General features: G+C 71.2%; 21 protein-coding genes. 12 read left to right on the plus strand and 9 right to left on the minus strand.

Going from position 1 to position 20798, the window contains the following annotated elements; genetic code table 11:
* Nucleotides 1-115: 115 nt before the first annotated feature.
* The 4 genes from BM43_RS29485 (at nucleotide 116) to BM43_RS29500 (ending at nucleotide 3501) form a co-directional block, all read left to right on the plus strand.
* Complete coding sequence (locus BM43_RS29485) at nucleotides 116-1099, plus strand: RNA polymerase sigma-70 factor (protein ID WP_080742102.1); 984 nt, start codon at nucleotides 116-118, stop codon at nucleotides 1097-1099.
* A 188-nt stretch (nucleotides 1100-1287) separates the two neighbouring features.
* On the plus strand, nucleotides 1288-1767 hold the full coding sequence (locus BM43_RS29490) for a carboxymuconolactone decarboxylase family protein (RefSeq protein WP_036052151.1): 480 nt from the start codon (nucleotides 1288-1290) through the stop codon (nucleotides 1765-1767).
* A gap of 109 nt (nucleotides 1768-1876) precedes the next feature.
* Nucleotides 1877-2878 carry a LysR family transcriptional regulator gene (locus BM43_RS29495; protein WP_013697254.1) on the plus strand — a complete coding sequence of 334 codons (1002 nt, stop codon included), beginning with the start codon at nucleotides 1877-1879 and terminating at the stop codon, nucleotides 2876-2878.
* A 188-nt stretch (nucleotides 2879-3066) separates the two neighbouring features.
* Nucleotides 3067-3501, plus strand: a complete 435-nt coding sequence (locus BM43_RS29500) for a GNAT family N-acetyltransferase (protein ID WP_013697255.1) — start codon at nucleotides 3067-3069, stop codon at nucleotides 3499-3501.
* Nucleotides 3502-3513: 12 nt separating this feature from the next.
* Here BM43_RS29500 and BM43_RS29505 read toward each other — a convergent pair whose 3' ends face one another.
* From BM43_RS29505 to BM43_RS29535, 7 genes are all read right to left on the minus strand, one after another.
* Nucleotides 3514-5037 carry a glycosyltransferase family 2 protein gene (locus BM43_RS29505; protein ID WP_013697256.1) on the minus strand — a complete coding sequence of 508 codons (1524 nt, stop codon included), beginning with the start codon at nucleotides 5035-5037 and terminating at the stop codon, nucleotides 3514-3516.
* A gap of 35 nt (nucleotides 5038-5072) precedes the next feature.
* Nucleotides 5073-5678 carry a cytochrome b gene (locus BM43_RS29510; protein WP_036052149.1) on the minus strand — a complete coding sequence of 202 codons (606 nt, stop codon included), beginning with the start codon at nucleotides 5676-5678 and terminating at the stop codon, nucleotides 5073-5075.
* Between the two features lie 121 nt (nucleotides 5679-5799).
* On the minus strand, nucleotides 5800-6249 hold the full coding sequence (locus BM43_RS29515; RefSeq protein ID WP_013697258.1) for a CHRD domain-containing protein: 450 nt from the start codon (nucleotides 6247-6249) through the stop codon (nucleotides 5800-5802).
* A gap of 381 nt (nucleotides 6250-6630) precedes the next feature.
* Nucleotides 6631-7539: an anti-sigma factor gene (locus BM43_RS29520; protein ID WP_036029898.1), complete on the minus strand. Its 909-nt coding sequence runs from the start codon at nucleotides 7537-7539 to the stop codon at nucleotides 6631-6633.
* A 204-nt stretch (nucleotides 7540-7743) separates the two neighbouring features.
* Complete coding sequence (locus BM43_RS29525; protein WP_052409169.1) at nucleotides 7744-8688, minus strand: hypothetical protein; 945 nt, start codon at nucleotides 8686-8688, stop codon at nucleotides 7744-7746.
* Nucleotides 8685-9230: an RNA polymerase sigma factor gene (locus tag BM43_RS29530; protein ID WP_036052147.1), complete on the minus strand. Its 546-nt coding sequence runs from the start codon at nucleotides 9228-9230 to the stop codon at nucleotides 8685-8687. Before BM43_RS29530 ends, BM43_RS29525 begins: the two co-directional genes overlap by 4 nt.
* Before the next feature lie 325 nt (nucleotides 9231-9555).
* Nucleotides 9556-10680 (minus strand): TIGR03118 family protein, encoded by a 1125-nt coding sequence (locus BM43_RS29535; protein ID WP_036052145.1) that lies wholly within the window; start codon nucleotides 10678-10680, stop codon nucleotides 9556-9558.
* A gap of 485 nt (nucleotides 10681-11165) precedes the next feature.
* On the opposite strand from BM43_RS29535, the gene BM43_RS29540 reads away from it, so the two are divergent.
* Both BM43_RS29540 and BM43_RS29545 read left to right on the plus strand, forming a co-directional pair.
* A complete protein-coding gene (locus tag BM43_RS29540; protein WP_185767469.1) occupies nucleotides 11166-11771 on the plus strand; it encodes a superoxide dismutase in 606 nt (201 codons plus the stop codon).
* Between the two features lie 26 nt (nucleotides 11772-11797).
* Nucleotides 11798-12337, plus strand: a complete 540-nt coding sequence (locus BM43_RS29545) for a DUF3455 domain-containing protein (RefSeq protein WP_036052141.1) — start codon at nucleotides 11798-11800, stop codon at nucleotides 12335-12337.
* Between the two features lie 49 nt (nucleotides 12338-12386).
* Here BM43_RS29545 and BM43_RS29550 read toward each other — a convergent pair whose 3' ends face one another.
* Together BM43_RS29550 and BM43_RS29555 are read right to left on the minus strand one after the other, a co-directional pair.
* On the minus strand, nucleotides 12387-12980 hold the full coding sequence (locus BM43_RS29550; protein ID WP_036052140.1) for a GNAT family N-acetyltransferase: 594 nt from the start codon (nucleotides 12978-12980) through the stop codon (nucleotides 12387-12389).
* 179 nt (nucleotides 12981-13159) lie between these two features.
* Nucleotides 13160-13591, minus strand: coding sequence for a PRC-barrel domain-containing protein (locus tag BM43_RS29555; RefSeq protein ID WP_036052138.1), 432 nt, complete (start codon nucleotides 13589-13591; stop codon nucleotides 13160-13162).
* Between the two features lie 364 nt (nucleotides 13592-13955).
* Between BM43_RS29555 and BM43_RS29560 the strand changes: the two genes are divergently transcribed.
* The 6 genes from BM43_RS29560 (at nucleotide 13956) to BM43_RS29585 (ending at nucleotide 20763) form a co-directional block, all read left to right on the plus strand.
* A complete protein-coding gene (locus BM43_RS29560; RefSeq protein WP_036052136.1) occupies nucleotides 13956-14564 on the plus strand; it encodes a hypothetical protein in 609 nt (202 codons plus the stop codon).
* Nucleotides 14565-14710: 146 nt separating this feature from the next.
* Complete coding sequence (gene ku / locus BM43_RS29565) at nucleotides 14711-15817, plus strand: non-homologous end joining protein Ku (protein WP_036052135.1); 1107 nt, start codon at nucleotides 14711-14713, stop codon at nucleotides 15815-15817.
* 26 nt (nucleotides 15818-15843) lie between these two features.
* Nucleotides 15844-18510, plus strand: coding sequence for a DNA ligase D (gene ligD / locus BM43_RS29570; protein ID WP_036052133.1), 2667 nt, complete (start codon nucleotides 15844-15846; stop codon nucleotides 18508-18510).
* A gap of 220 nt (nucleotides 18511-18730) precedes the next feature.
* Nucleotides 18731-19375: a TetR/AcrR family transcriptional regulator gene (locus BM43_RS29575; RefSeq protein WP_036052131.1), complete on the plus strand. Its 645-nt coding sequence runs from the start codon at nucleotides 18731-18733 to the stop codon at nucleotides 19373-19375.
* Between the two features lie 224 nt (nucleotides 19376-19599).
* The gene (locus BM43_RS29580) at nucleotides 19600-19986 is read left to right on the plus strand and encodes a VOC family protein (protein ID WP_036053630.1); all 387 of its coding nucleotides are present in this window, start codon (nucleotides 19600-19602) and stop codon (nucleotides 19984-19986) included.
* A 111-nt stretch (nucleotides 19987-20097) separates the two neighbouring features.
* On the plus strand, nucleotides 20098-20763 hold the full coding sequence (locus tag BM43_RS29585; RefSeq protein ID WP_036052129.1) for an O-methyltransferase: 666 nt from the start codon (nucleotides 20098-20100) through the stop codon (nucleotides 20761-20763).
* The last annotated feature ends 35 nt before the right edge of the window (nucleotides 20764-20798 follow it).

Genomic DNA, 20798 nt, shown 5'->3' on the forward strand with positions numbered 1-20798 from the left:
TCGCCTCGAACGTCTGGCGAAGGTCACGGCCGTGCGGGCCGTGTCCGCCGCGCTTCCGCCCGGGCCGGGAGGCGGCGATGTCTCGATCCCGCCCTCTCTACACGGGCCGACCATCATGATTCGAACCCCAGCCGCCGCGAACGATCCCGCCTCCGGCGACAGCAGCGACGGCGACGAAGCCGGCGACGCCGGCAATGCGATACGCCGCTTCGACCGCCTGCGTCCGCGCCTGCACGGCATCGCCTATCGCATGCTGGCCTCGGTGGCCGAGGCCGAGGACGTGGTGCAGGACGTCTGGCTGCGCTGGCACGGCGCGAATCGCGAGGAGATCGACAATGCCGAGGCCTGGCTGGTGTCGGTCACCACCCGCATCGCGATCGACCGGCTGCGCGCGGCCAAGGTCCAGCGCGAGCACTACAGCGGCTTCTGGCTGCCCGAGCCCGCGCTGTCCGAGGCACCGGCCACGCCCGACCAGCTCGCCGAGCGTGCCGACGATCTCTCGGTGGCCTTCCTGATGCTGCTAGAACGCCTGACGCCGGAGGCGCGCGCGGCCTTCCTGCTGCGCGAGGTGTTCGACGCCGGCTACGACGAGGTGGCCAGCGCGATCGGCAAGAGCGAGGCGGCCTGCCGCCAGTTGGTGAGCCGCGCCCGCACGCAGTTGCGCGAGGCGCGGCCGCGCTTTGCCGTCTCGCCGGCGCGGCATCGTCAGTTGCTGACGGGTTTCGCGCGCGCGCTCGAGAGCGGCGACTTCGCGGCGCTGCAGGCGCTGCTGGCCGAGGATGCGGTGCTGATCGGCGACGGCGGCGGCCGGGTGCCGAGCTTTCCCTGGCCGATGGTCGGCGCTCGGCGCATCGCGCAGCTTTTCTACGCGGGCGCGCGGCGCTTCCCGGGCGCGGTGCGCGCCGAGCTCGCCGTGCTCAACGGCCAGTGGGCGCTGCTGCGCTTCATCGACGGCCGGCTCGAATCGGCGCAAACCTACGAGACCGACGGCGAACGCATCCGGCGCATCCTGGTGCAGCGCAATCCCGACAAGCTGGCGCGGATCGCGGCCGCGCGTGGCGAGGCCGGCGGCGGTGACGGCTGGGCGCCGGCTCCCTGACGCGCGCAGAGTGATGCGTGGCGATCGATGCACGGCGATTGGTGCGCGCGCGGCAACGGCGTGAGCCCGCCGCGCGGCTTCCGCGCCGGGCCGCTCGCTCCTAGCATGGGTTCAGTCCGGCGCGCGGCCGGATCCGGTGATCGGGCCGGGGCCGCGCGGCCGCCATCCACCCTTCATGGAGTGCCCTCATGTCCCAACGTATCGACGCCTCGCGCCAATCCCCCAAGCTGTTCCACAAGCTGATCGAGTTCAGCAACCTGCTGCACGACAGCACGATCGAGCGAGCCATCCTCGATCTCGTCTCGATCCGCGCCTCGCAATTGAACGGCTGCGGCTTCTGTGTCGACATGCACGTCAAGGAAGCGAGCCTGCATGGCGAGCGCGCGCTGCGCCTGCATCACCTGGCGATCTGGCGCGAGTCGACGCTGTTCGCGCCGCGCGAGCGGGCCGCGCTGGCCTGGACCGAGGTGCTCACGCGCCTGCCCGAGCCGGGCGTGCCCGACGAGATCTACGAGCGCGTGCGCACGCAATTCTCCGAGGCGGAATTGTCGGACCTGAGCTTCGCGGTGATGGCGATCAATGCCTGGAACCGTCTCAACGTCGGCTTTCGCACCGTGCCCGGCTCGGCCGACAAGGCCTATGGGCTCGACAAGGCGAACCTGTCCTGAGCGGGCTTGCCGGCTCGCGCGGGCGGCCCGGTGAAAAAACGCGAAGCGCTGTCACAACATGCGCGCGCCGGACGTCTTGTGGTGATCCGCAACCCTGTTCGAGCCAGCCATGTCCCTGTTTCCCGATCATCGCGCCGCCGCCCGCCCGGGCGGCGACGACGTTTTCGCCGCCAGCTTCGCCACCAGCTACACGGGCGTGATCGCCTTCCTCGCGGTGGCGGCCGAAGGGAGTTTCGCGAAGGCCGGCGAGCGGCTCGGCATCGGCCGCTCGGCGGTCAGCCGCAACGTGCAGAAGCTCGAGGCCCAGCTCGACGCGCGCCTGCTGTTGCGCACCACGCGCTGCACCCAGCTCACGCGCGAGGGGCAGTTGTTCTACGAGCATTGCCGCCCTGGCATCGAGCAGATCGCGCAGGCGCTCGACGAGATGCGCGAGCTGCGCAGCGGGCCGCCGCGCGGCGCCTTGCGAATCCGCGCGGCCAGCGGCTTCGGCCGGCGCGTGGTGGCGCCGCTGCTGCGCGGCTTTCGCGAGCGCTATCCCGAGATCGCGCTCGACCTGCTGCTGCACGACGGGCCGCCCGATTTCGCCGCCGGGCGCATCGACGTGGCGTTTCGCGACGGCATCCTGGAGGACAGCCAACTGATCGCCCGGCGGCTGATGCCGATGCGCCTGCTGGTCTGCGCCTCGCCCGCTTATGCGAGCCGTCACGGCCTGCCGCGCGAGCTCGTCGAACTCACCGCGCATCGCTGCATCGGCCTGCGCGGCGCGGCGGGTTCGGTCGAGGCCTGGACGTTTCGCGTCGAGGGCGGCGTGCGCCGCGTCGTGCCCGAGGCGCGCCACGGCTTCAACGATCCCGAGCTGGCGATGCAGGCGGCCCTGGACGGCGAGGGGCTGGCGCAACTGCCGGCCTACCTGGCCTGCGAGGCCTTGCGCGAGGGACGGCTGCTGGCCTGCCTGGGGGCCTTCGCCGACGAGGATCGCGGCCACTATCTCTGCTATCCGAGCCGCAAGCACCTGCCCACGCGGATCCGCGTGTTCGTCGACTACATGAGCGAGGCGACGCGCGCGCTCGACTTCGATTGCGCGCCGGGGCTGCTGAGCTTGTCGGCCTGAGCGGCCGGAGGTTCGTGACGACAGGCAGGGGCGGTGCGATCGCATCGATTCCGTCGAGGTGGCGACGGCGCGCCGGCATCGAGCGCGCGTGGCATAGGCAGGGCCGCCGCGCCGTGGCACCATGTGCGCTCGTTTTTTTCCGCGCTTGCTGTTGCCGCGCCAGCTTCGCCACCGATCCGCCCGAACCGATGACCACCCAAGCCGCCTATTCGATCCAGCTCGCCGAAGGCAAGCACGAGGCCGCGCGCGAGCTGCTCGCGCGCAAGCTCGACGACTACAACAACCTCAATTCGGGCCAGCCCGACAACACGCCGCTCGACCTGGTGGTCAGCGACCCGGCCACCGGCGAAGTGCTGGGCGGCCTGTCGGGACGCACCTCGCTGGGCGTGTGCTTCATCGACATGCTGTATTTGCCGGAGACGCTGCGGCGCGGCGGGGTGGGCAGCGAACTGCTGGCCCGTGCGCAGGAGGAGGCGAGACGGCGCGGCTGCGACAACGCCGTGCTCTACACGATTTCGTTCCAGGCGCCGCGCTTCTACGAGAAGCACGGCTTTCGCGTGTTCGGCGAGGTGCCCTGCCAGCCGGCCGGCACCTCGCGCTACTTCATGATCAAGCCGCTCTGAAGCGCGCCGGGCTCAGTTGCCGTCGCCGACCAGGCCGGTGCGCTCCTGGGCGCCCCAGCGCTGGTTGCCGCGCAGGAAGTGCACCCAGCCGAGCGCGGCGCCGGTATGGCGCAGCACCTGGAAGCTGAAGGGCTCCAGCACCGAGGCGACGAAGGCGATGGCCAGGCTCGATTGCTCGCGATAGCCGGTCCAGCGGCGATAGAGATGGATCGACCAGAGATGGAAGGCGAAGTCGATCACGATCTTGGCCGCGATCACGCCCGAGATCGACAGCGCCACATGGAAGCGGTGCTCGACGAGGAACACGAACAGCAGCGCGATGGCGGTCAGGCCGTAGATCGGCTGCAGCGTGTCGAGCGCCTTGACCGGCAGCATCAGCATGCCGAGCTGGCCGTAGCGGCGGTTGCCGGTCATGTCGCGGTTCCAGTACTGGGTCTGCAGGAAGCCCGCGAACCAGCGGCGGCGCTGGCGCAGGAAGCTGCGCAGCGTGCCGGGCGCGTCGGTGTGCGCATGGGCGTCGCCGATCACGCGCACGCGCCAGGTCTCGCCGTGCTCGACCGCGTAGCGGCGCAGCCGGTGGATCAGTTCGTAGTCCTCCACGAGGCACTCGCCGTCGAAGCCGCCCACCTTGAGCAGCGCGTCGAGGCGGAAGCAGGCGAACGCGCCCGAGATCAGCAGCAGGCTGTCGGCGCGCATCCAGGCGAAGCGCGAGATGAAGTTGCGGATGTACTCGTAGGTCTGGAACCACTGGAAGAAGCGGCCCGACAGGGTGCGCGCGCAGATCGGCGTGAGGATGCCGGTGGCGGCCACCAGCGCCGGCTCGGCCGCGAAGGCGCGGCGCATCGCGGCGCAGGCGTCGCGTGCCAGGCGCGTGTCGGCGTCCACCGTCATCACCGCGTCGGTCTCGATGTGCAGCAGCGCGGCATTGAGCGCGGCGGCCTTGCCGCCGTGCGGCACGCGTAGCCAGCGCAGGTTCGGGTGGGTCGTGCTGGGCGCGCTCAGCTCGCCATCGGGGGCCTGCACCAGCCCGTATTGGCGGGTCAGCACGCCGATCGTGTCGTCGGTCGAGCCGTCGTCGGCGAAGATGATCTGCTGCAGCGGCTCGCTCTGCGAGAACAGGCCGTCGAGCGTCACCTTGATCACGCTGGCCTCGTTGTAGGCGGCCACCACCACGCCGAGGCTCGGCTGGCGAGCGCCGGGCGCGGGCCTGGCCGGCGCATGCAGGCGCGAGATCGGGCCGGCCAGCGGCAGGATCTTGAAGGCCACGAAGGACAGCAGCAGCGTGTCGTAGATCACGTAGGCGATGCCCACTGACCAGGACACCAGGCCCGGCACCAGGGCGCGCGTGAGCAGCAGCACCCACACGGCGATCGCGGTGCCGTGGATCAGCACGCTGGCCAGCGTGGTGCCGCGCGGCGTGAGGCGCGGCGACATGCGGGTGCGGGCCTGCTCGAGCGCTTCGCGCGCGGCCGCGATGGTGCCGTGGCTGCCGCTGCCGGCGGCGGGGCGCCGCGGCGGGTTCGACGGACGGTCCATGCGGGGCTCCCGGACGAGGGTGGAAGGAGGGCAGCTCACGGCAGCATCCGGCGCAGGACCGACTCGCGATCGAACAGCTCGTGCTTGAGCGCGCCGAGGATATGCATGGCCAGCACCACGTACAGCGCGTAGGCGGCCCAGGTGTGCATCGCGCCGAACAGGTCGTGCAGATGATCCTTCACCGCCGGCGGCAGGCTCTCGATGAAGCCGAGGCGGAACCAGGGGATCACGTAGTAGAGCGACATCGGATGCGTGGCCGCGCCGTTCCAGGCCGAGTCGTGCAGCCAGCCGGTGATCGGCAGCGTGAACATCAGCACGTAGAGCAGGATATGGGCGACATGCGCGGCGCGCAGTTCCCAGCGGCGGAACCAGGCCGGCAGCGAGGGCGGGCGATGCGAGACGCGCCACAGCAGGCGCAGGATCGCCAGGCCCAGCACGGTGATGCCGATCGACTTGTGGATGTCGATCGCGGGCCGCACCCAGGCATCGGGCATCGCGTCGGCCGACAGCGCGATCGCGACGTTGCAGAGGATGCCGAGCGCGATCAGCCAGTGCAGCACCATGGCCGTGCGCGTGTAGCGCGGCACGCTGTGGCTCGCATCGGCGGCCGGGCTGGCCTGGGACGGGGCACGTGAATTCATGTCGGTTCTGGTCTCGTGGTGGGGACGTCGGGGCCGGGTTCAGGGACGCTGCCGGTTCAGGGCGCGTCGCGGCCGGGCGACCGGGCCGCGCTCGCGGCGGCTGCCGGTCGCCATGGCCGGCTTACTGCTTGTCGGCGGCAACCTGGCCGCGGATCTCGCCGCCCGGGTTCTTCGCCGTGTGCACGTTGAAGTACCAGTTGCCGGCCAGCAGGCCGGCTTCCTGGGTGGCGCTCAGCGTGGCATGGCCGTCGATCGGGCTCGGCACGTCCTTCATGTCGATCGGGATCATCACGCCGGCGTTCTGGCCGACCGGCGCCGGGCCGTGGAAGTGCGCCATGGTGGCCGGGCCGGTCAGGTCCGAGTAGACCACGTGCCAGCTCAGCACCTTGGTGCTGGTGTCGTAGCTGCCGGTCAGCGTGCCGTGGCCGTCGCTCTGCTTGGGCGGCACTTCGGAGGCTGCGTTCAGCGTGGCGTGCACGGCCAGCGTGTCGGCGTGGGCGGACAGCGAGGCGCCGAGGCCGAGGAGGCTCAGCGAGGCGATCAGCAGGGCGCGGTGCGGGATCAGTTTCATGGTGTGGTCGGTGGGTCGTTTGCGTTGAGGGAGCCGGGCGGACGCAGTTCTCGTCCGCTCCCTTGCATAACGCGCGCGGCCGGGGGTTTATTCCATCGCCTCGGGCTGGCATCGGTCACGTCGCGCGAGGCCTGGGTGCCGGATCGGCTCGCGCGTGCATGACAGGTTCATGCATTAGCGCATAGATTCGCGCGGCTCGCAGCGGCCGCGTCGAACGCTTGTATTACCGGGGGTTGCGAGCGCGGCGCCCCGCTTGTCAGGAACGTAAGCGGGGCCCTGTTTCGCAGGACTGATCATAGGAATTCGAAAGCGTGACGTAAACGAGGGCGGGGCATCGGGCGCCGCGTCGACGCCCGATGCCCCGCCATCTCGCGGCGTGCTTCAGCCGGCGTGCGCCGGGGCCGCCGCCGGTAGCGCGGAATAGAGCGGCGCCGCGCCGGGCGCGGAGATGCGCTGCGCGATCAGGGCCAGGTCGGCGTCGCCGGGCTGGCCGATCAGCGCGTAGGCGAGCGTCGACTGCCGCCAGTTGACCACGTCCATCTGCGCGATGCTGCGCGAGGCGATCGCCTGGTCGGGCTTGGCCTCCTTCATCACGCACAGCGCGATCGGCGCGCCGTGCTCGGGCAGGTAGACGATCTGTACCAGCGGGCGGCCCTCGAAGCGCAGCCGCTGCACGCGCTTGAACGTAAGGCCGGCCGCGCGCAGGTCGGGGATCGTCATGTCGAAGCCGTCGACTCGGCGGATTTCGTCGAGCGTGCTGGCCGTCGCGGCCGGGTCGGCGTTCACCGAGGCCAGCGTGTCGCGCGAATAGAGCTGTTGATAGCCGGCTGCCGCGGCGATCCAGGTGCGCGGGGCCGAGCCCGCGCCGAACGGCGCGTCGAGGCCGACGGCGCCCGGCGCGAACTGCAGGATGCCGCCGCACAGGAAGGCGCCGGCCACGAAGGCGACCGCGAGCCAGGCCGGTGCCACGCGCAGGCGCGAGCGCGGCGGCGCGGAGCCGGCGCCGTGCCCGGCGATGGCCGGGTCGTTGGCGCCGGGCGGGGCCGTGAAGGCGGGTGCCGCGGCGTGCTCCCGCGCGAGCTGCTCGAGCTTGTGCGCGAGGCCCGCCGGCATCGGCGGCAGGGCCTGGGTGGCGAAGGCATCGCGGTAGGGCAGCGCCGAGGCGCGCAGCAGCGCGACCTGGCCGGCCAGCGCGGGCGAGGCCCGCATCGCCTGGTCGATCGCGGCACGCTCGGGCAAGGGCAGCTTGCCGTCCACGTAAGCCAGTAACTGGATATCGTCCGGTTTCATCAATCTATGTCGTTCTAATCGAATGGGCAGGGATCGATCTGTTCCATGCCGGGTGCCGACGGTCCGATCGGCACCGCATTTTCGGTGAAGCATAAGCTCGGCGCGCGGCGTTGTTCTGGAATCGCGCCCACTTTTTTCATTTGTTCACGTTCGCCACCGGGTTTGCCCCGGTGCTCGCTCCGTCGTTCTCTCTATTAGCCGTCGTCACGAGTCGGCCTGGCCTCGCGGCGCATGCTCGCCGGAGGCCGGCGCGGAGGACGCGGCAGGCGCGGGCGTAGCGGGTTCCGCGGCGAGGCGCCGGCCCAGCGCGCCGAGGTCGACGTCGCCGGGCGCGTCGTTCGGCGCACCGATCAGTGCATAGCCGAGCGCGGCGCGGCGCCACGTTACCACACGCATCCGGTTGATGGCACGTTCGCTGACCGCCAGGTCAGGTTTCGACTCGGCGATCACGCACAGCGCGACCGGGCCGCCGCGACGCGGCAGGTAGACCAGCTGTATCAGCGGCCGGCCGCGGAATGCCAGGCGCTGCACGGCGCGCAGTTGCAGCCCTGCCTCGCTGAGGTCGGGCACGCGCAGGTCGAGGTGGTCGCGCGCGCGAATCTCGGCGATCGCATCGGCCGCCTCGTTCGCATCGAGCCTCGCGTATTCGAGCGTGTCGCGTGTATAGAGCTGCTGGTAGCCGACCGCCGCGGCGAGCCATGGCGACACCGGATTGCCCGAGGCGGCGCGCAGCAGCAGGCCCGCGCAGACGGCACCGGCCACGCAGGCGGCGGCCAGCCAGGGCAGGGTCGGCGCGCGCGGGCGCAGTCGCGGCGCCGGCGGCGGGGACGAGGGCGGCGGTGCGGCATGCGAGGTCGCCTCTCGCGCGGTATTCGGTGAAGCCTCGACAGCCCTCGCCGGGCCGTGCGCTTCGTCGCGATCGCGATGCGCGTCGATCAGCCGGTCGAGATCGAGCGCGAGCGCGCTGGGCAGCGGCGGCAAGGCCTGCGCCTCGAACGCGGCGCGGTAATCGAGCTTGGAGGCGCGCAGCAGGCGCACGATGCGCGCGGCCTCGGCCGAGGTGGCCACCAGCGAGGCCACGCCGGCCCATTGCGAGGGCGGCAGGGTGCCGTCGGTATAGGCGATCAGCAGGGTTTCGTCGACTTTCATGCCAGCGTATCCCCGGGCGCGGTGGCCGCGCGAGACGGCGCGCGACGCGGCGCGAAGCGCGCGCCGATCGCCTGGCGCGCGCGCGACAGCCGGCTCATCACGGTGCCGATCGGAATCTCCAGCACGTCGGCCGCTTCCTGGTAGCTGAGGCCTTCCACGGCCACCAGCAGCATCACCACGCGCTGCGCCTCGGGCAGCCGCTCGACCGCGGCGATCACCTGCTCGTGCATCAGCGCCGATTCGGGCGTCTGGCCCGAGGGATCGGGCAGGTTCTCGATCAGGTCGTCGTCCCAGTCGAAGCTGGCGCGACGGCGCACGCCGCGCGAGCGCAGCTCGTTGAGCCAGGTGGTGTGGACGATCGAGAACATCCAGCTCAGCGGCGCGGTATCGGGCTGCAACTGGTGGGCGCGTTCGAGCGCGCGCACGCAGGCGCGCTGCACCAGGTCCTCGGCGTCGTGCTGGTCGCCGGCCAGGCGCAGGGCGAAGGCCCACAGCCGCGGCAGCATCTCGGGAAGCAGGCTCGGCAAGTCTGCACTGCTCATCGGCGTCAATCTCCGCTGGGAGCCGGAGGCGGGGCGCGCCGTCGCGGGCCCGGCTCCGTGGCGATGCCGTCGGCCTGGCGGCCGACGGCGTCATGATGCGCCGCCGCGCCGGCGGGTAGGCCGGGCGGGACGCGAAGTGGCCGCCCGCGCAGCGGCTCGCCGCGCGCGGACAGGAACACGGAAACCGCGCGCGGCGGCCGGCCGGCGTGGCGCCGGGCCGCGTGCGGGAGGGCGGCATCGGGCGGCGCCGCGAGGCGCGCGCGCCGATGCCGCCCAGGTGGCGCCGGACGCGCCGCATGGGGGGCGGTCCGGCGCGTCGCCCAGGTCACGGCGTGACGTCGATGCGGCCGTAGACGCCGGTGGTCGGCGTCGGGCCGGCCGCGTAGAACAGCGTGTTGCTCGGCTGGTTGGCGGCATTGTTGCCGAACGACATGCCCCAGATGCCGGCCTGCTTGAAGGTCGAGCCGTCCGGGTTCGGCAGCGCGCCGATCAGCGCGTTGCTGTTCGGGTCGAACACGTCGACGGTGCCGTCGCCGAAGTTGCCGACCAGCAGGTCGTTGCTGGCCGAGCCGAAGTTCGACGGCGCGATCACCATGCCCCACGGCGAGTTCAGCGTGCCGCCGGTGGCGATGCGCTTGACGAAGTTGCCGGCCGTGTCGAACGCGTCGACCACGCCGTTGCCCGCGCCGTTGACCTGGGTCTTGCCGTTGCTGCCGAGCACCGCGTACGAGACGTAGACGGTATTGCCGATCGCCGCGATGCCGAACGGCGAGAAGCCGGCCGGCAGGTTCGGGTCGACGAACTTGCCGACCAGGATCTTGTTGAAGGCGCGGTCGAAGGTGTCGACCTTCTTGTTGTGGAAGTCGGTCGCGTAGATCACGTTGGCGCCGCCGTTCACGCCGATCGCGAGGCCCTTGTAGACCGCGCCGCCGTCGCCGTCGTCATAGGCGTTGACGGCCTGGGTCGGCAGCACCTTGGGCGACCACGCGGCGATCGTGCCGGCGTCGGTGGCCCACATGAACACGGCATTGCTGGCCGCGCCGCCGTTCGCGCTGATCTGGAAGTCGGCGGCGGTCTTGTTGAACACGATGCCGGTCGGGCCCGCGGCGGTGCCGGCGGCGTTCGCCGGGATCGTCACCACCAGCGATTGCGGCACGCCGTTGCCGTCATAGAGCGTCGACAGGTGCGTGTTGTTGTCCGACACCCACATCACGCCGGTCGGGTTGAACGCAATGCCCCAGCCGTTCTTCAGGTTCGGGTCGATGTTGGCGGCGGTGGCGCTGCCGTCCGAGACCAGGGTGGTCGACTTGAACTGGGTCTTCAGCGCCGGCGGCGGCGGGGTGGTGCTCGCGGGCGGGGTGCTGTTGTCGTCTCCGCCACCGCATGCGGCGAGCGTGAAGGCCGTGACGGCGGCCAGCGCGGCCAGGGCTGCAATGCGTTTCACTTTCATGATGGATTCCTGATGGATAAGTTGGGCTACCGGTCCGGCCGGGCGCGAATCGGCCGGACAGACGCAAGGACGGCGCGGGCCTTTCGGGCCACCGTGTCCCCCGACATCGGCTGCGGAACACGCGTTCGTCGAGTGCAAAACACGAGGCGCCGGAATTTATTCCATCGTGTTTCGGGCCGTCGGCGGGGTGTAAAGAAACGGGCGGGCGAGACCGAAAATCAGCCCGATCCGATGGAATAGCGGCACGGGATCGGGTGTTCTGGGGGTATCGGACGCACCGCAGGCCAAACCGGCGCGCCCGGCGCTCAACCCACACATACGAGGTCCTGGCCATGCTGAATTCGAATCTTTCGCGCCGCCGCCTGCTGGGCGGTCTGTCGTTCGCCTCGCTCGGGCTCGCGCTGTCACGCGTGGCCTTCGTCGAGATGTCGCGCGCCGAGACGGCCGGCGCCGGCGCGCCGGTGCTGCGCACCGTGCCGGCCTTCCTGGGCAGCTCGCCGCAGACGCTGCCGCCGCTGCCCTATGCCGAGAACGCGCTGGAGCCCACCATCTCGGCGCGCACCATCGGCTTTCATTACGGCAAGCATCACCGCGCCTACTTCGACAACCTGCACAAGCTGCTGGCCGGCACGCCGCTGCAGCAGGCCTCGCTCGAGCAGGTGATCATGCAGTCGCACGGCGTGCCGGAGATGGCCGACGTATTCAACAACGCCGCCCAGGCCTGGAACCACAACTTCTACTGGAACTCGCTGGCGCCCGAGGCGAGCGCGCCCAGCGAGAAGCTGAAGGCCGCGATCGAGCGCAAGTTCGGCTCGATGGAGGCGCTCACCAAGGCGCTGGTGGCCACCTCGGCCTCGCAGTTCGGCAGCGGCTGGGGCTGGCTGGTGCTGGACGGCGGCGAGCTGGCGGTGGTCAAGACCGGCAATGCCGAGACGCCCTTCACGCGCGGCGCGGCGCCGTTGCTGACGGTCGACGTCTGGGAACACGCCTACTACCTCGATTACCAGAACCGCCGCCCCGACTACCTGGTCGCGACGGTCTCGCGTCACCTGAACTGGGCGTTCGCCTCGGCGAACTTCGAGCGCGTCTGAGCACGCGCGATCCTGAGGAAGCAGCGATGTCGAAACCAATCCTGAAAACCGGCGCGTCGGCGCTGTTGGCCGCGGCGGCGATGCTCGCGCTCGGCGCCTGCGCGATGGCGCCGACGGCCGGCGCCACGCCGGCGGTGGCGGGCGCCTCGATCGAGCCGCCCGCGGGCCAGCAACTGGCGGCGCTCGAAGCCTCGGGCGTGCAGATCTACAGTTGCGAGTTCAATGCGCAGCATCAGCTGCGATGGAGCTTCAAGCGTCCCTCGGCGATGCTCTACGACGCGAGCGGCAGGGAAGTCGTGCTGCACGGCGCGGGGCCGTCCTGGGAAGCCGGCGACGGCAGCCGCGTCGTCGGCCGGGTGCTGGCGCAGAAGCCCAGCGATACGCCGGGCAGCATCCCGCAACTGCTGCTGGAGACGCATGGCACCGGCGGCGCGGGGATGCTGGCCGAGGTGCGCTACGTGCAGCGCCTGAACACCGTCGGCGGCCTTGCGCCGAGCGCGCCTTGCGCCAGCGAGCACCAGGAGGGCAGCACGCCCTACCTGGCTCGCTACGTGTTCTATCGTTGATCGGGAAACGGGCTCGGCGGCCGGCAAGAGCGGCCGCACGGCGCGCGGCTCAGCGGCCGGCCAGGTCGCTCAGCGAGGGCGTGGCGGCCGCGACGGGCCGCGGGTCCCTGGCGAGCAGGCCGTAGATCGCGCTGTCCGATACGTCGTCGCCGACCTGCCAGCGCTCGCGCAGCACCCCCTCGCGCACGAAGCCGAGCCGTTCCAGCACGCGCGCCGAAGCCTCGTTGCGCGGATCGATGTCGGCCTCGAGCCGGCGCAGTCCCACCGTATCGAAAGCGTGGTCGAGCAGGGCCGATCCCGCCTCCGTCATATAGCCGTTGCGCCAGCAACGACGTTGCAGCGAAAAGCCGATCTGCGCGCGGCGGCATTGCGCGTCGTGATCGAACAGGCTGCAGTCGCCGATCGGCTCGCCGGTCGCCAGCAACTCCACCACGCACACCAGATCCTCGCCATTGGCCGAGCGCGCCGCCAGGCGCGAGGTGCGCTCGATCGCCTGGGCGGGATCGGTCATCGGCGAGAACGAGAAATAACGCATCGCATCGGCATCGGACCACAGCGCGAAGCCGGCGCGCCAGTCGTCCTCGCGCATCGGGCGCAGACGCAGCCGGCGGGTGGTGATGGTCACGGGTTCGAATGCCGGCATGGCGGTCTCGCGGTGGTAAAAAAAGCGACCTTACACGATTCGCCGCGGCATCGGCACGCAAGCTCGAAAGCGCGTGGATGCGCAGCCGTGCCGGCCCGCATCAGGGGCCCGGCACGCCATGACTTCGCATCGGCCGACAGCGTTACGCATGCCGGCGGCCGATGCGTCTGGCGATGCCTTCAGGCCGGCTTGCCGAAATGCCGGTCGACGGCGGCGACCCATTCCTCGTGTTGCGCGGCGGAACCGCCTTGTTTGTCGAAGGGCGGCGCGGCCAGCACGCGTTCGGCGGTCGCCGCGACGGCCAGTCCCTGGCCTTCGGTGTCGACGGACAGCGCCTGCCAGGGGATCGCGATCACGCGGTCCGGATGGCCCTCGGCGGTGGTGACCAGCACGTGCGTGATACGCCCATGGCCGAGGTCGAGCAGCACGTCGCTGACATGGCCGACATCGGCGCCGTCGGTGGCGCGCACGCCCACGCCCTCGAAACGGTGGCCCGGGATCGGATGCTCGCCGCTCGGGGCCTGGCCGTGGAAGCGGACCAGCGGCCCGCTGGGGGGGCCGCTCGACGCTTCCTTGGGCGTATCGGTCGAAGCTGGGGTGTCGGTTTTCATCGCGGTTCCTCGATAAGGGCGCGGGCGGCTCCCATGACGGGCTGCTGCACCGCAACGGAAAGGGGCGGATCGGCGGGACGCGGCAAGCCGTCGACGGGGACCGATCCGAACCGGTCGAACATGCTTCGATTCGCAATCCGCATGCCATCGGTGCGCCGCCCGGTTGCCACCGCGGGCACACCGGGCTCTGACCTTTTTACAAGCGCATGCAGCTTTTTCGCGCCGGGCCGGCGGGGACCGCGAGCGCCGGCGTGGAAGGGCGCGGGCGCGTCACGGCGCGTCGGCGGCACGAGGCTTGCGGCAGTCGGGGCCAGGCGGGTCGGGCATCGCCTTGCGAGCCGGTGACTGTTTTTCGGAGGGCATCATGTTTCACGGCAAGGCCAGACATCGCGGCGTGCACGAATTGCTGTACCAGGCGTTCGAAGCCGAACTCGGCGGCGCCCAGGTGTATCGCGCGGCCCTGTCCTGCGTGCACGATCCCGCCCTGCACGAGACCTGGGAGCGCCATCATCGGCAGAGCCTGCATCACCAGGACATGCTGCGCGCGATCTTCCGCGGCCTCGGGCTCGACGAGCTGATCCAGACGCCGGGCCGGCTGGCGGTGGCCGAGACTGGCAAGGCGCTGGTCAACGTGATCGAGCTGGCGCGCCGCAACGCCTCGCCGGCCGACGCGCAGATCATCGCCGCCGAATGCGTGCTGCTGGCCGAGACCAAGCGGAACCTGAACTGGGAATTGATCGGCCGGGCGGCGGAGCAACTGTCCGGCGACGCGGCCAGCTTACTGAGGGAGGCGCACGATGCGGTGGCAGCGCAGGAGGATCATCGTCTGTATCGCACCCGGGAATGGGCGCGCGGCATGTGGCTCGCCGCGATGGATTTCCCGGCCGTCCTGCCGCCGCCCGAGACGGGGCGCGACGGCGCGCCCGCGGCCGACGCGGCGCAGGCTGCACGCGCGCGCGGCAAGATGATGTAGGCCCGGGCCGGCGGCGGTGGAGCGGGCGAGCGAGGCGTGTCGCGCCAGTGTGTGGCACGCGGCTTGCATTGCTTGCGTCGTATCGATGCTCGATCGCGATGCGGCCGGCGCGGCGTTCGCGATCCCACCACCAACAGGAGCCGTGCATGCCGTCGATGATATGGAAGGGCGCGGTCAGCTTCGGCCTGGTCCACGTGCCAGTGCAACTGGTACCGGCCACGCGCACCGTCAAGCCCTCGTTCCGGATGCTCGATCGCCGCTCGATGGACCCGATCGGCTACCGGCGCGTCAACAAGCGCACCGGCCGCGAGGTCGCGCACGACGACATCGTGCGCGGCTACGAATACGAGAAGGAACGCTACGTGGTCCTCAGCGACGAGGAGATCCGCGCGGCCAATCCCGAGTCGACGCAGAGCGTCGACATCCTCACCTTCGTGGAGGCCTCGGCCGTCTCCTTCCTCTATCTCGACACGCCTTATTACCTGGTGCCCGACCGCCATGGCGAGAAGGTCTATGCGCTGCTGCGCGACGCGCTGGTCGAGACCGGGCGGATCGGCATCGCGCTGGTGGTGATGCGCGACCGGCAGCACCTGGCCGCGCTGATCCCGGTGGGCCCGGTGCTCGCGCTCGACACGCTGCGCTGGCAGGACGAGTTGCGCCCGCTCGACGAGCTGCGGGTGGGCGGCAAGCGCGAACGCGGCGAGGGCCTCAGCGCCAGGGAGCGCAAGATGGCGCGGAAGCTGATCGAGGACATGTCGGGCGACTGGCAGCCCGACGAGTACCACGACACGTTTCGCGAGGACATCCTCGCCCTGGTCGATCGCAAGGTGAAGGCGGGCAAGTCGAAGACCATCGAGACGCCGCACGAGACCCGGCCGTCGACGGCGGGTTCGAACGTGCTCGACCTGACCGAGCTGCTGCGGCGCAGCCTCGGAGGCGGGGGAGCGCGCCGCGGCTCGGCTCGCGATGGCGAGGCAGAGGAGGCGGCGCCGCGCAAGCGCGCCGGCAAGGCGGCGGGCGCGGCGAGGAACGGCAAGGCCGCTAAGGTCACCAAAGCCACCAAGGCCGCGAAGGCGACCAAGGGCGCCGCCGCGCGCAAGTCGGCCGCCAAGCCCACCGCGGCAGGGAAATCGACCGCTTCGAAATCGAAGCCGACCGCCGCCGGTAGCGCGAAACGCAAGGCGAAGGCCAGCGGGTCGACGGCGACGCGCAAGGGCGCGGCGGCCGGCACCGGCCACAAGCGCGCCGCCTGAGGCACGCACGAGGAGGATCGCCACCGATGGCCAGCAAGCTCGCCGAATACCAGCGCAAACGCCGCTTCGACGCGAGCCCGGAACCGGCCGGCAAGCGCGGCGCCCAGGCGCGCCCGCGCCACGATCCCGAGCGCGAGCTGCACTTCGTGGTGCAGGAGCATCACGCGCGGCGCCTGCATTACGACTTCCGCCTCGAACTCGACGGCGTGCTGAAGTCCTGGGCGGTGCCGAAGGGGCCGAGCACCGAACCGGCCGAGAAGCGGCTCGCGGTGCATGTCGAGGATCACCCGCTCGACTATGCCGGCTTCGAGGGCGAGATACCGCCCGGCCACTACGGCGCGGGCAGCGTGCGCATCGACGACCAGGGCGTCTGGCGGCCCGATGGCGGTATCGCCGGCGCGCGGCGCGGCTATCGCGAGGGCAAGCTCAGTTTCGAACTCGATGGCCATCGTCTGCATGGACGCTGGTCGCTGGTGCGCACGCACCTTCCCGAGCGCAACGGCAAGTCGTCGTGGCTGCTGATCAAGGCGCGCGACGAGCAGGCGGGCTCGCCGGGCGGCGAGCGCATCAAGGCCGCGCGCAAGCAGCCGGCCACGGCGGCGGCCAAGCGTGCCGGCGAGCGTGCCGAAACGCATGGCGAGAAGCATGCAGAGAAGCATGCCGAGAAGCGCGGCGCACCACCGCCACGCGGCAAGCGCGCGGCGGATCGCGCCGGCCGGCGCGAGGCGCTGCCGGCCACGCTCGCGCCGCAATTGGCGACGCTCGTGGCCGCGCCGCCCGAGGGCGAGGACTGGCGCTACGAGATGAAGTTCGACGGCTATCGCGTGCTGATCCGCATTGCCGGCCGCGGCCGCCGACGCTCGGTGCAGGTGTTCACGCGCGAGGGCAAGGACTGGAGCGCGAAATTCCGCCGGCAATGCGCCGCGCTCGCCGACCTGCCGGTGAACAACGCCTGGCTGGACGCCGAGGCCGTGGTGCTCGACGCGCGCGGCCTGCCCGATTTCGGGGCCCTGCAGCAGGCGCTGTCGGCCGGCGAGGACGCCGCCATCGTGTTCTTCGTGTTCGACCTGCCCTTTCTCGATGGCCGGGCGCTGGCCGACCTGCCACTCGATACGCGCCGCGAGCGGCTGGCGGCCTGCTTCGGCGGCGCGGGCAGGCAAGCCGTGCAGCTTTCGCCGACGCTCGAGGGCGAGCCGGCCGAGCTGCTCGCCGCGGCGTCACGGGCCGGCCTCGAAGGCCTGATCGGCAAGCGCGCCGACAGCCCTTATCGCGCCGGGCGCAGCGCGTCGTGGATCAAGCTGAAGTGCCGACAGCGCCAGGAATTCGTGATCGGCGGCTTCAGCGAGCCGCGCGGCAGCCGCAGCGGATTCGGCGCGCTGCTGCTCGGCGTGCACGAGCGGCCCGCGCAAGGGCGTCGCCGTGCCGGCGGCCTGGCTTATGTCGGCCGCGTCGGCACCGGATTCGATCGGCGCGCGCTCGACGCGATCGCGGCCAGGCTGCGAAAGATCGAACGCAGCGACGCGCCGTTCGCGGTGCCGCCGGCCGAACGCGGCGACGCGGTGCACTGGGTCGAGCCGCGGCTGGTGGCCGAATGCGAGTTCGCGGGCTGGACCGCCGACGGCCTGGTCCGGCAGGCTGCCTTCATCGGCTTGCGCGAGGACAAGCCGGCCGGGCAGATCGTCAGGGAAACGGCCGCGCCCGCCGGCGGGCAACCGACAGGAGGCAGGATGAGGACCGATCATCAGGCGACGGGCTCGCGCTCGCGCGGCAAGGCCGCGAACCACGCCACCGGCAGGAACGACGACGCCACGGTGGCGGGTGTGCGCGTCACGCATCCCGAGCGCGTGGTCGATACCGAGAGCGGCCTGCGCAAGATCGACGTGGTCCGCTATTACGCCGCGATCGCCGAGCACCTGCTGCCGCAGCTCGCGGGACGGCCGGTGTCGCTGGTGCGCTACATGAAGGGCATCGACGGGCCGTCTTTCTTCCAGAAGCACGCGGGCCCGCGCGGCATGGGTTTCGTCACGCGCCACCCCGGCCTCGATCCCGGGCACGACGCGCTGATCACGCTCGACGATCGCGAGGCCCTGGTCGGCGCCGCGCAGTTCGACGCCCTCGAATTCCACACCTGGAATGCCTGCGTGGACCGGATCGAGCGGCCCGACCGGCTGGTGTTCGACCTCGATCCCGACCCGGCCTTGCCGTGGCGCGCGATGATCGAGGCGGCCCAGGCGCTGCGCGCGCTGCTCGACGCGCTGGGGCTGCCGTGCTTCTGCAAGACCAGCGGCGGCAAGGGCCTGCACCTGGTGGTGCCGATCACGCGCCACGCTTCCTGGGACCAGGCGCGCGATTTCTCGCAGGCGGTGGCGCAGCACCTGGCCGGCGTCGCGCCGGAGCGTTTCTCGGCGAAGATGGGCGCGCAGAACCGCAAGGGCCGCATCTTCGTCGACTACCTGCGCAACGGGCGCGGCGCCAGCACGGTGGCGGCCTGGTCGGCGCGGGCGCGGCCGGGGATGGGCGTGTCGGTGCCGATCGATTGGGATGAACTGCCCGGTACCCGCGGCGGCGCGCAATGGACCATCGCCGAGGTGCCGCAGCGGCTGGCCTCGCTGCGGCGCGATCCCTGGGACGGCTACGAGGCGGCGCGCCGGCGGCTCACCGCGGCCATGCGCGAGCGCCTGGGCAAGCTCTGAGCGGCGGCGCGCCGCCGGCTGGCTACGGTGTTGCGCGCCGGAATTCGCCGCGCGGCCGGCGCCGGGCCTGTCTTGAATCCGCTTTGAGCCCGCCTTGAGCGGTGCCCGCTCGTACCCCGCGTTGAGCCCGCCTCGAACCCGCCTCGAATCCCACCTCCAACCCCGCCGGCGCTCGCGCCTTTGTACAATGCGCGAATCCCGTCCCAGCCCGCGCCCGCCGATGACCGACCGTCCCCGCCGTCCCCGCCTGCAACCGCGCAAGAACCCGACCCAGCCGCGCGCGGCCGGGACGGTTGCCGCGATCGTCGAGGCGGCCGCGCAGGTGCTGGAGACGCGCGGCATCGAGGGCTTCAACACCAATGCGGTGGCCGAGCGGGCCGGCGTCAGCATCGGCTCGCTCTACCAGTATTTCCCCGGCAAGGACGCGCTGACCGTGGCCCTGATGCAGCGCGAGACGCAGCGCTTCGTCGAGGACATGGACCGGGCGATGGCGGAGCCCGACGGCATGGTGGCGCTCGGCCTGCTGATCGGCGCGGCCGTGCGCCAGCAGTTGCAGCGGCCGATGCTGGCGCGCCTGCTCGACGAGCAGGAGGCGAGCCCCGCGCTGCGCGACGCGGTGGACTGCGACGGCATGGACACGCCGGTGGCGGCGATCCTGCGGCGCCTGGTGCCGGCGGGCGATGCTCGCGCCGCGCACGCGGCCGTCGATCTGGGCGAGATCATCCACGTCATGGTCGATAGCGCCGGCGCGCGCGGCGAGCAGGACATCGCCAGCCTCGAGACGCGCCTGCGCGCCGCCGTGTTCGGTTATCTGAGGGAATTGCGTTTGCTGCCCGCTGCCGCGCCGGCCGGGCCTTCGGCCTGACTACGCGCGGCTCGACCCGCCGAAATGTGAGCACGCGCGGCCGGCACGCTCCGGCCGATTCGCCCAAACCCCGCCACGGCGCGGCTCGCGGGCCGCTTCGGCGCGCCAAAGCGATGCGAGTAGCCGAATGTGAGCGCGGGCTCGTATTCTGATCGTCATCGGCAGCTGGCATTGGGGCCAGCGCCCGTACCCCGAGCACGATCATGAACGACTTCACCCACCGCATGAAACTGAACCACCTGAGCTTCCCCTCGGCCGACGCGACGGCCACGGCGGCCTTCTTCGAGCGCCATCTCGGCTTCACCATCTCCGGCACCTGGGACCGCTCCTACATCCTCAAGCGTCCCGGCTTCGACGTGGTGATCGAACACGTGGCCGACGAGGTGCCGGCCTGGCCCCGCAACTTCCACGCCGGTTTCGAGCTGCCCGACCTGGCGGCCGTCACGGCCCTGCGCGCGCGGCTGGTGGAAGCGGGCGTGCCGATGGAAACCGACATCTTCAACAACGGCCGCGGCTCGCGTTTCTTCTGCCGCGCCCCCGGCGGCGTGATGTTCGAACTGAACACGCGCGACGACGCCTCGCCCGAGTATCGCGGCAGCTTCGACGACTGAGTCGAGCAACCCTCCATCGAATCGCGGCCCGTCGCCGGATCGATTCGTCATCCTACTGATCGGGCGCGGTGCCGTCGCGCATCGCGCCCTCCCGACCGGAGTCATCCATTCATGAGCACCCTGAGCACCGCGCCGCTCGCACCGCTGCTCGAGCGCCTGTTCGCCGAAGCCGATGCCGCCAGGCCCCAGATGAGCCGCGCCGTCGCCGAACTGCCGCCCGGCGAACTGACGCGGCTGATGCAGAGCAAGACCGAGTACCTCGATTTTTATGCGCGCCTGAAGGACCTGCCGCTGCCGGTCTCGCGCGAGACCGGCATCCTGCTGTACCAACTGGCGCGCGGCGCCGGGGCGCGCCATATCGTCGAGTTCGGCACCTCGTTCGGCATCTCGACGCTGCACCTGGCCGCCGCGCTGCGCGACAACGGCGGCGGCCGGCTCGTCAGCTGCGAGTTCGAGCCCTCGAAGATCGAGCGCGCGCGCCGCAACCTGGCCGAGGGCGGGCTGGCCGACCTGGTCGAGATCCGCGAGGGCGATGCGCTGCGCACGCTGGCCGCCGACCTGCCCGAGTCGATCGACCTGGTGCTGCTCGACGGCGCGAAGTCGCTGTATCCCGCGGTGCTGGCGCTGCTGGAAAGCCGGCTGCGTCCCGGCGCCTTCGTGATCGCCGACAACGCCGAGCACAGCCCCGAGTATCTCGAGCGCGTGCGCTCGCCCGAGCAGGGTTACCTGTCGACGCCCTTCGGCGGCGACGTGGAACTGTCGCTGCGGCTCGGCTGAGCGGGTGGCGTCTCGGCGCCGATCCCTGGATCGAC

The organism is Burkholderia gladioli (assembly GCF_000959725.1).
Lineage (GTDB): Bacteria > Pseudomonadota > Gammaproteobacteria > Burkholderiales > Burkholderiaceae > Burkholderia > Burkholderia gladioli.

What these genes read in the sequence shown, in the direction of transcription:
- BM43_RS29530 (WP_036052147.1), bottom strand. Translation starts at nt 9,230, where the DNA reads ATGAGCAGTGCAGACTTGCCGAGCCTGCTTCCCGAGATGCTGCCGCGG.
- ku (WP_036052135.1), top strand. Translation starts at nt 14,711, where the DNA reads ATGCCGTCGATGATATGGAAGGGCGCGGTCAGCTTCGGCCTGGTCCAC.
- BM43_RS29545 (WP_036052141.1), top strand. Translation starts at nt 11,798, where the DNA reads ATGTCGAAACCAATCCTGAAAACCGGCGCGTCGGCGCTGTTGGCCGCG.
- BM43_RS29515 (WP_013697258.1), bottom strand. Translation starts at nt 6,249, where the DNA reads ATGAAACTGATCCCGCACCGCGCCCTGCTGATCGCCTCGCTGAGCCTC.
- BM43_RS29535 (WP_036052145.1), bottom strand. Translation starts at nt 10,680, where the DNA reads ATGAAAGTGAAACGCATTGCAGCCCTGGCCGCGCTGGCCGCCGTCACG.
- ligD (WP_036052133.1), top strand. Translation starts at nt 15,844, where the DNA reads ATGGCCAGCAAGCTCGCCGAATACCAGCGCAAACGCCGCTTCGACGCG.
- BM43_RS29500 (WP_013697255.1), top strand. Translation starts at nt 3,067, where the DNA reads ATGACCACCCAAGCCGCCTATTCGATCCAGCTCGCCGAAGGCAAGCAC.
- BM43_RS29560 (WP_036052136.1), top strand. Translation starts at nt 13,956, where the DNA reads ATGTTTCACGGCAAGGCCAGACATCGCGGCGTGCACGAATTGCTGTAC.
- BM43_RS29585 (WP_036052129.1), top strand. Translation starts at nt 20,098, where the DNA reads ATGAGCACCCTGAGCACCGCGCCGCTCGCACCGCTGCTCGAGCGCCTG.
- BM43_RS29525 (WP_052409169.1), bottom strand. Translation starts at nt 8,688, where the DNA reads ATGAAAGTCGACGAAACCCTGCTGATCGCCTATACCGACGGCACCCTG.
- BM43_RS29510 (WP_036052149.1), bottom strand. Translation starts at nt 5,678, where the DNA reads ATGAATTCACGTGCCCCGTCCCAGGCCAGCCCGGCCGCCGATGCGAGC.
- BM43_RS29485 (WP_080742102.1), top strand. Translation starts at nt 116, where the DNA reads ATGATTCGAACCCCAGCCGCCGCGAACGATCCCGCCTCCGGCGACAGC.
- BM43_RS29520 (WP_036029898.1), bottom strand. Translation starts at nt 7,539, where the DNA reads ATGAAACCGGACGATATCCAGTTACTGGCTTACGTGGACGGCAAGCTG.
- BM43_RS29495 (WP_013697254.1), top strand. Translation starts at nt 1,877, where the DNA reads ATGTCCCTGTTTCCCGATCATCGCGCCGCCGCCCGCCCGGGCGGCGAC.
- BM43_RS29505 (WP_013697256.1), bottom strand. Translation starts at nt 5,037, where the DNA reads ATGGACCGTCCGTCGAACCCGCCGCGGCGCCCCGCCGCCGGCAGCGGC.
- BM43_RS29550 (WP_036052140.1), bottom strand. Translation starts at nt 12,980, where the DNA reads ATGCCGGCATTCGAACCCGTGACCATCACCACCCGCCGGCTGCGTCTG.
- BM43_RS29580 (WP_036053630.1), top strand. Translation starts at nt 19,600, where the DNA reads ATGAAACTGAACCACCTGAGCTTCCCCTCGGCCGACGCGACGGCCACG.
- BM43_RS29575 (WP_036052131.1), top strand. Translation starts at nt 18,731, where the DNA reads ATGACCGACCGTCCCCGCCGTCCCCGCCTGCAACCGCGCAAGAACCCG.
- BM43_RS29555 (WP_036052138.1), bottom strand. Translation starts at nt 13,591, where the DNA reads ATGAAAACCGACACCCCAGCTTCGACCGATACGCCCAAGGAAGCGTCG.
- BM43_RS29490 (WP_036052151.1), top strand. Translation starts at nt 1,288, where the DNA reads ATGTCCCAACGTATCGACGCCTCGCGCCAATCCCCCAAGCTGTTCCAC.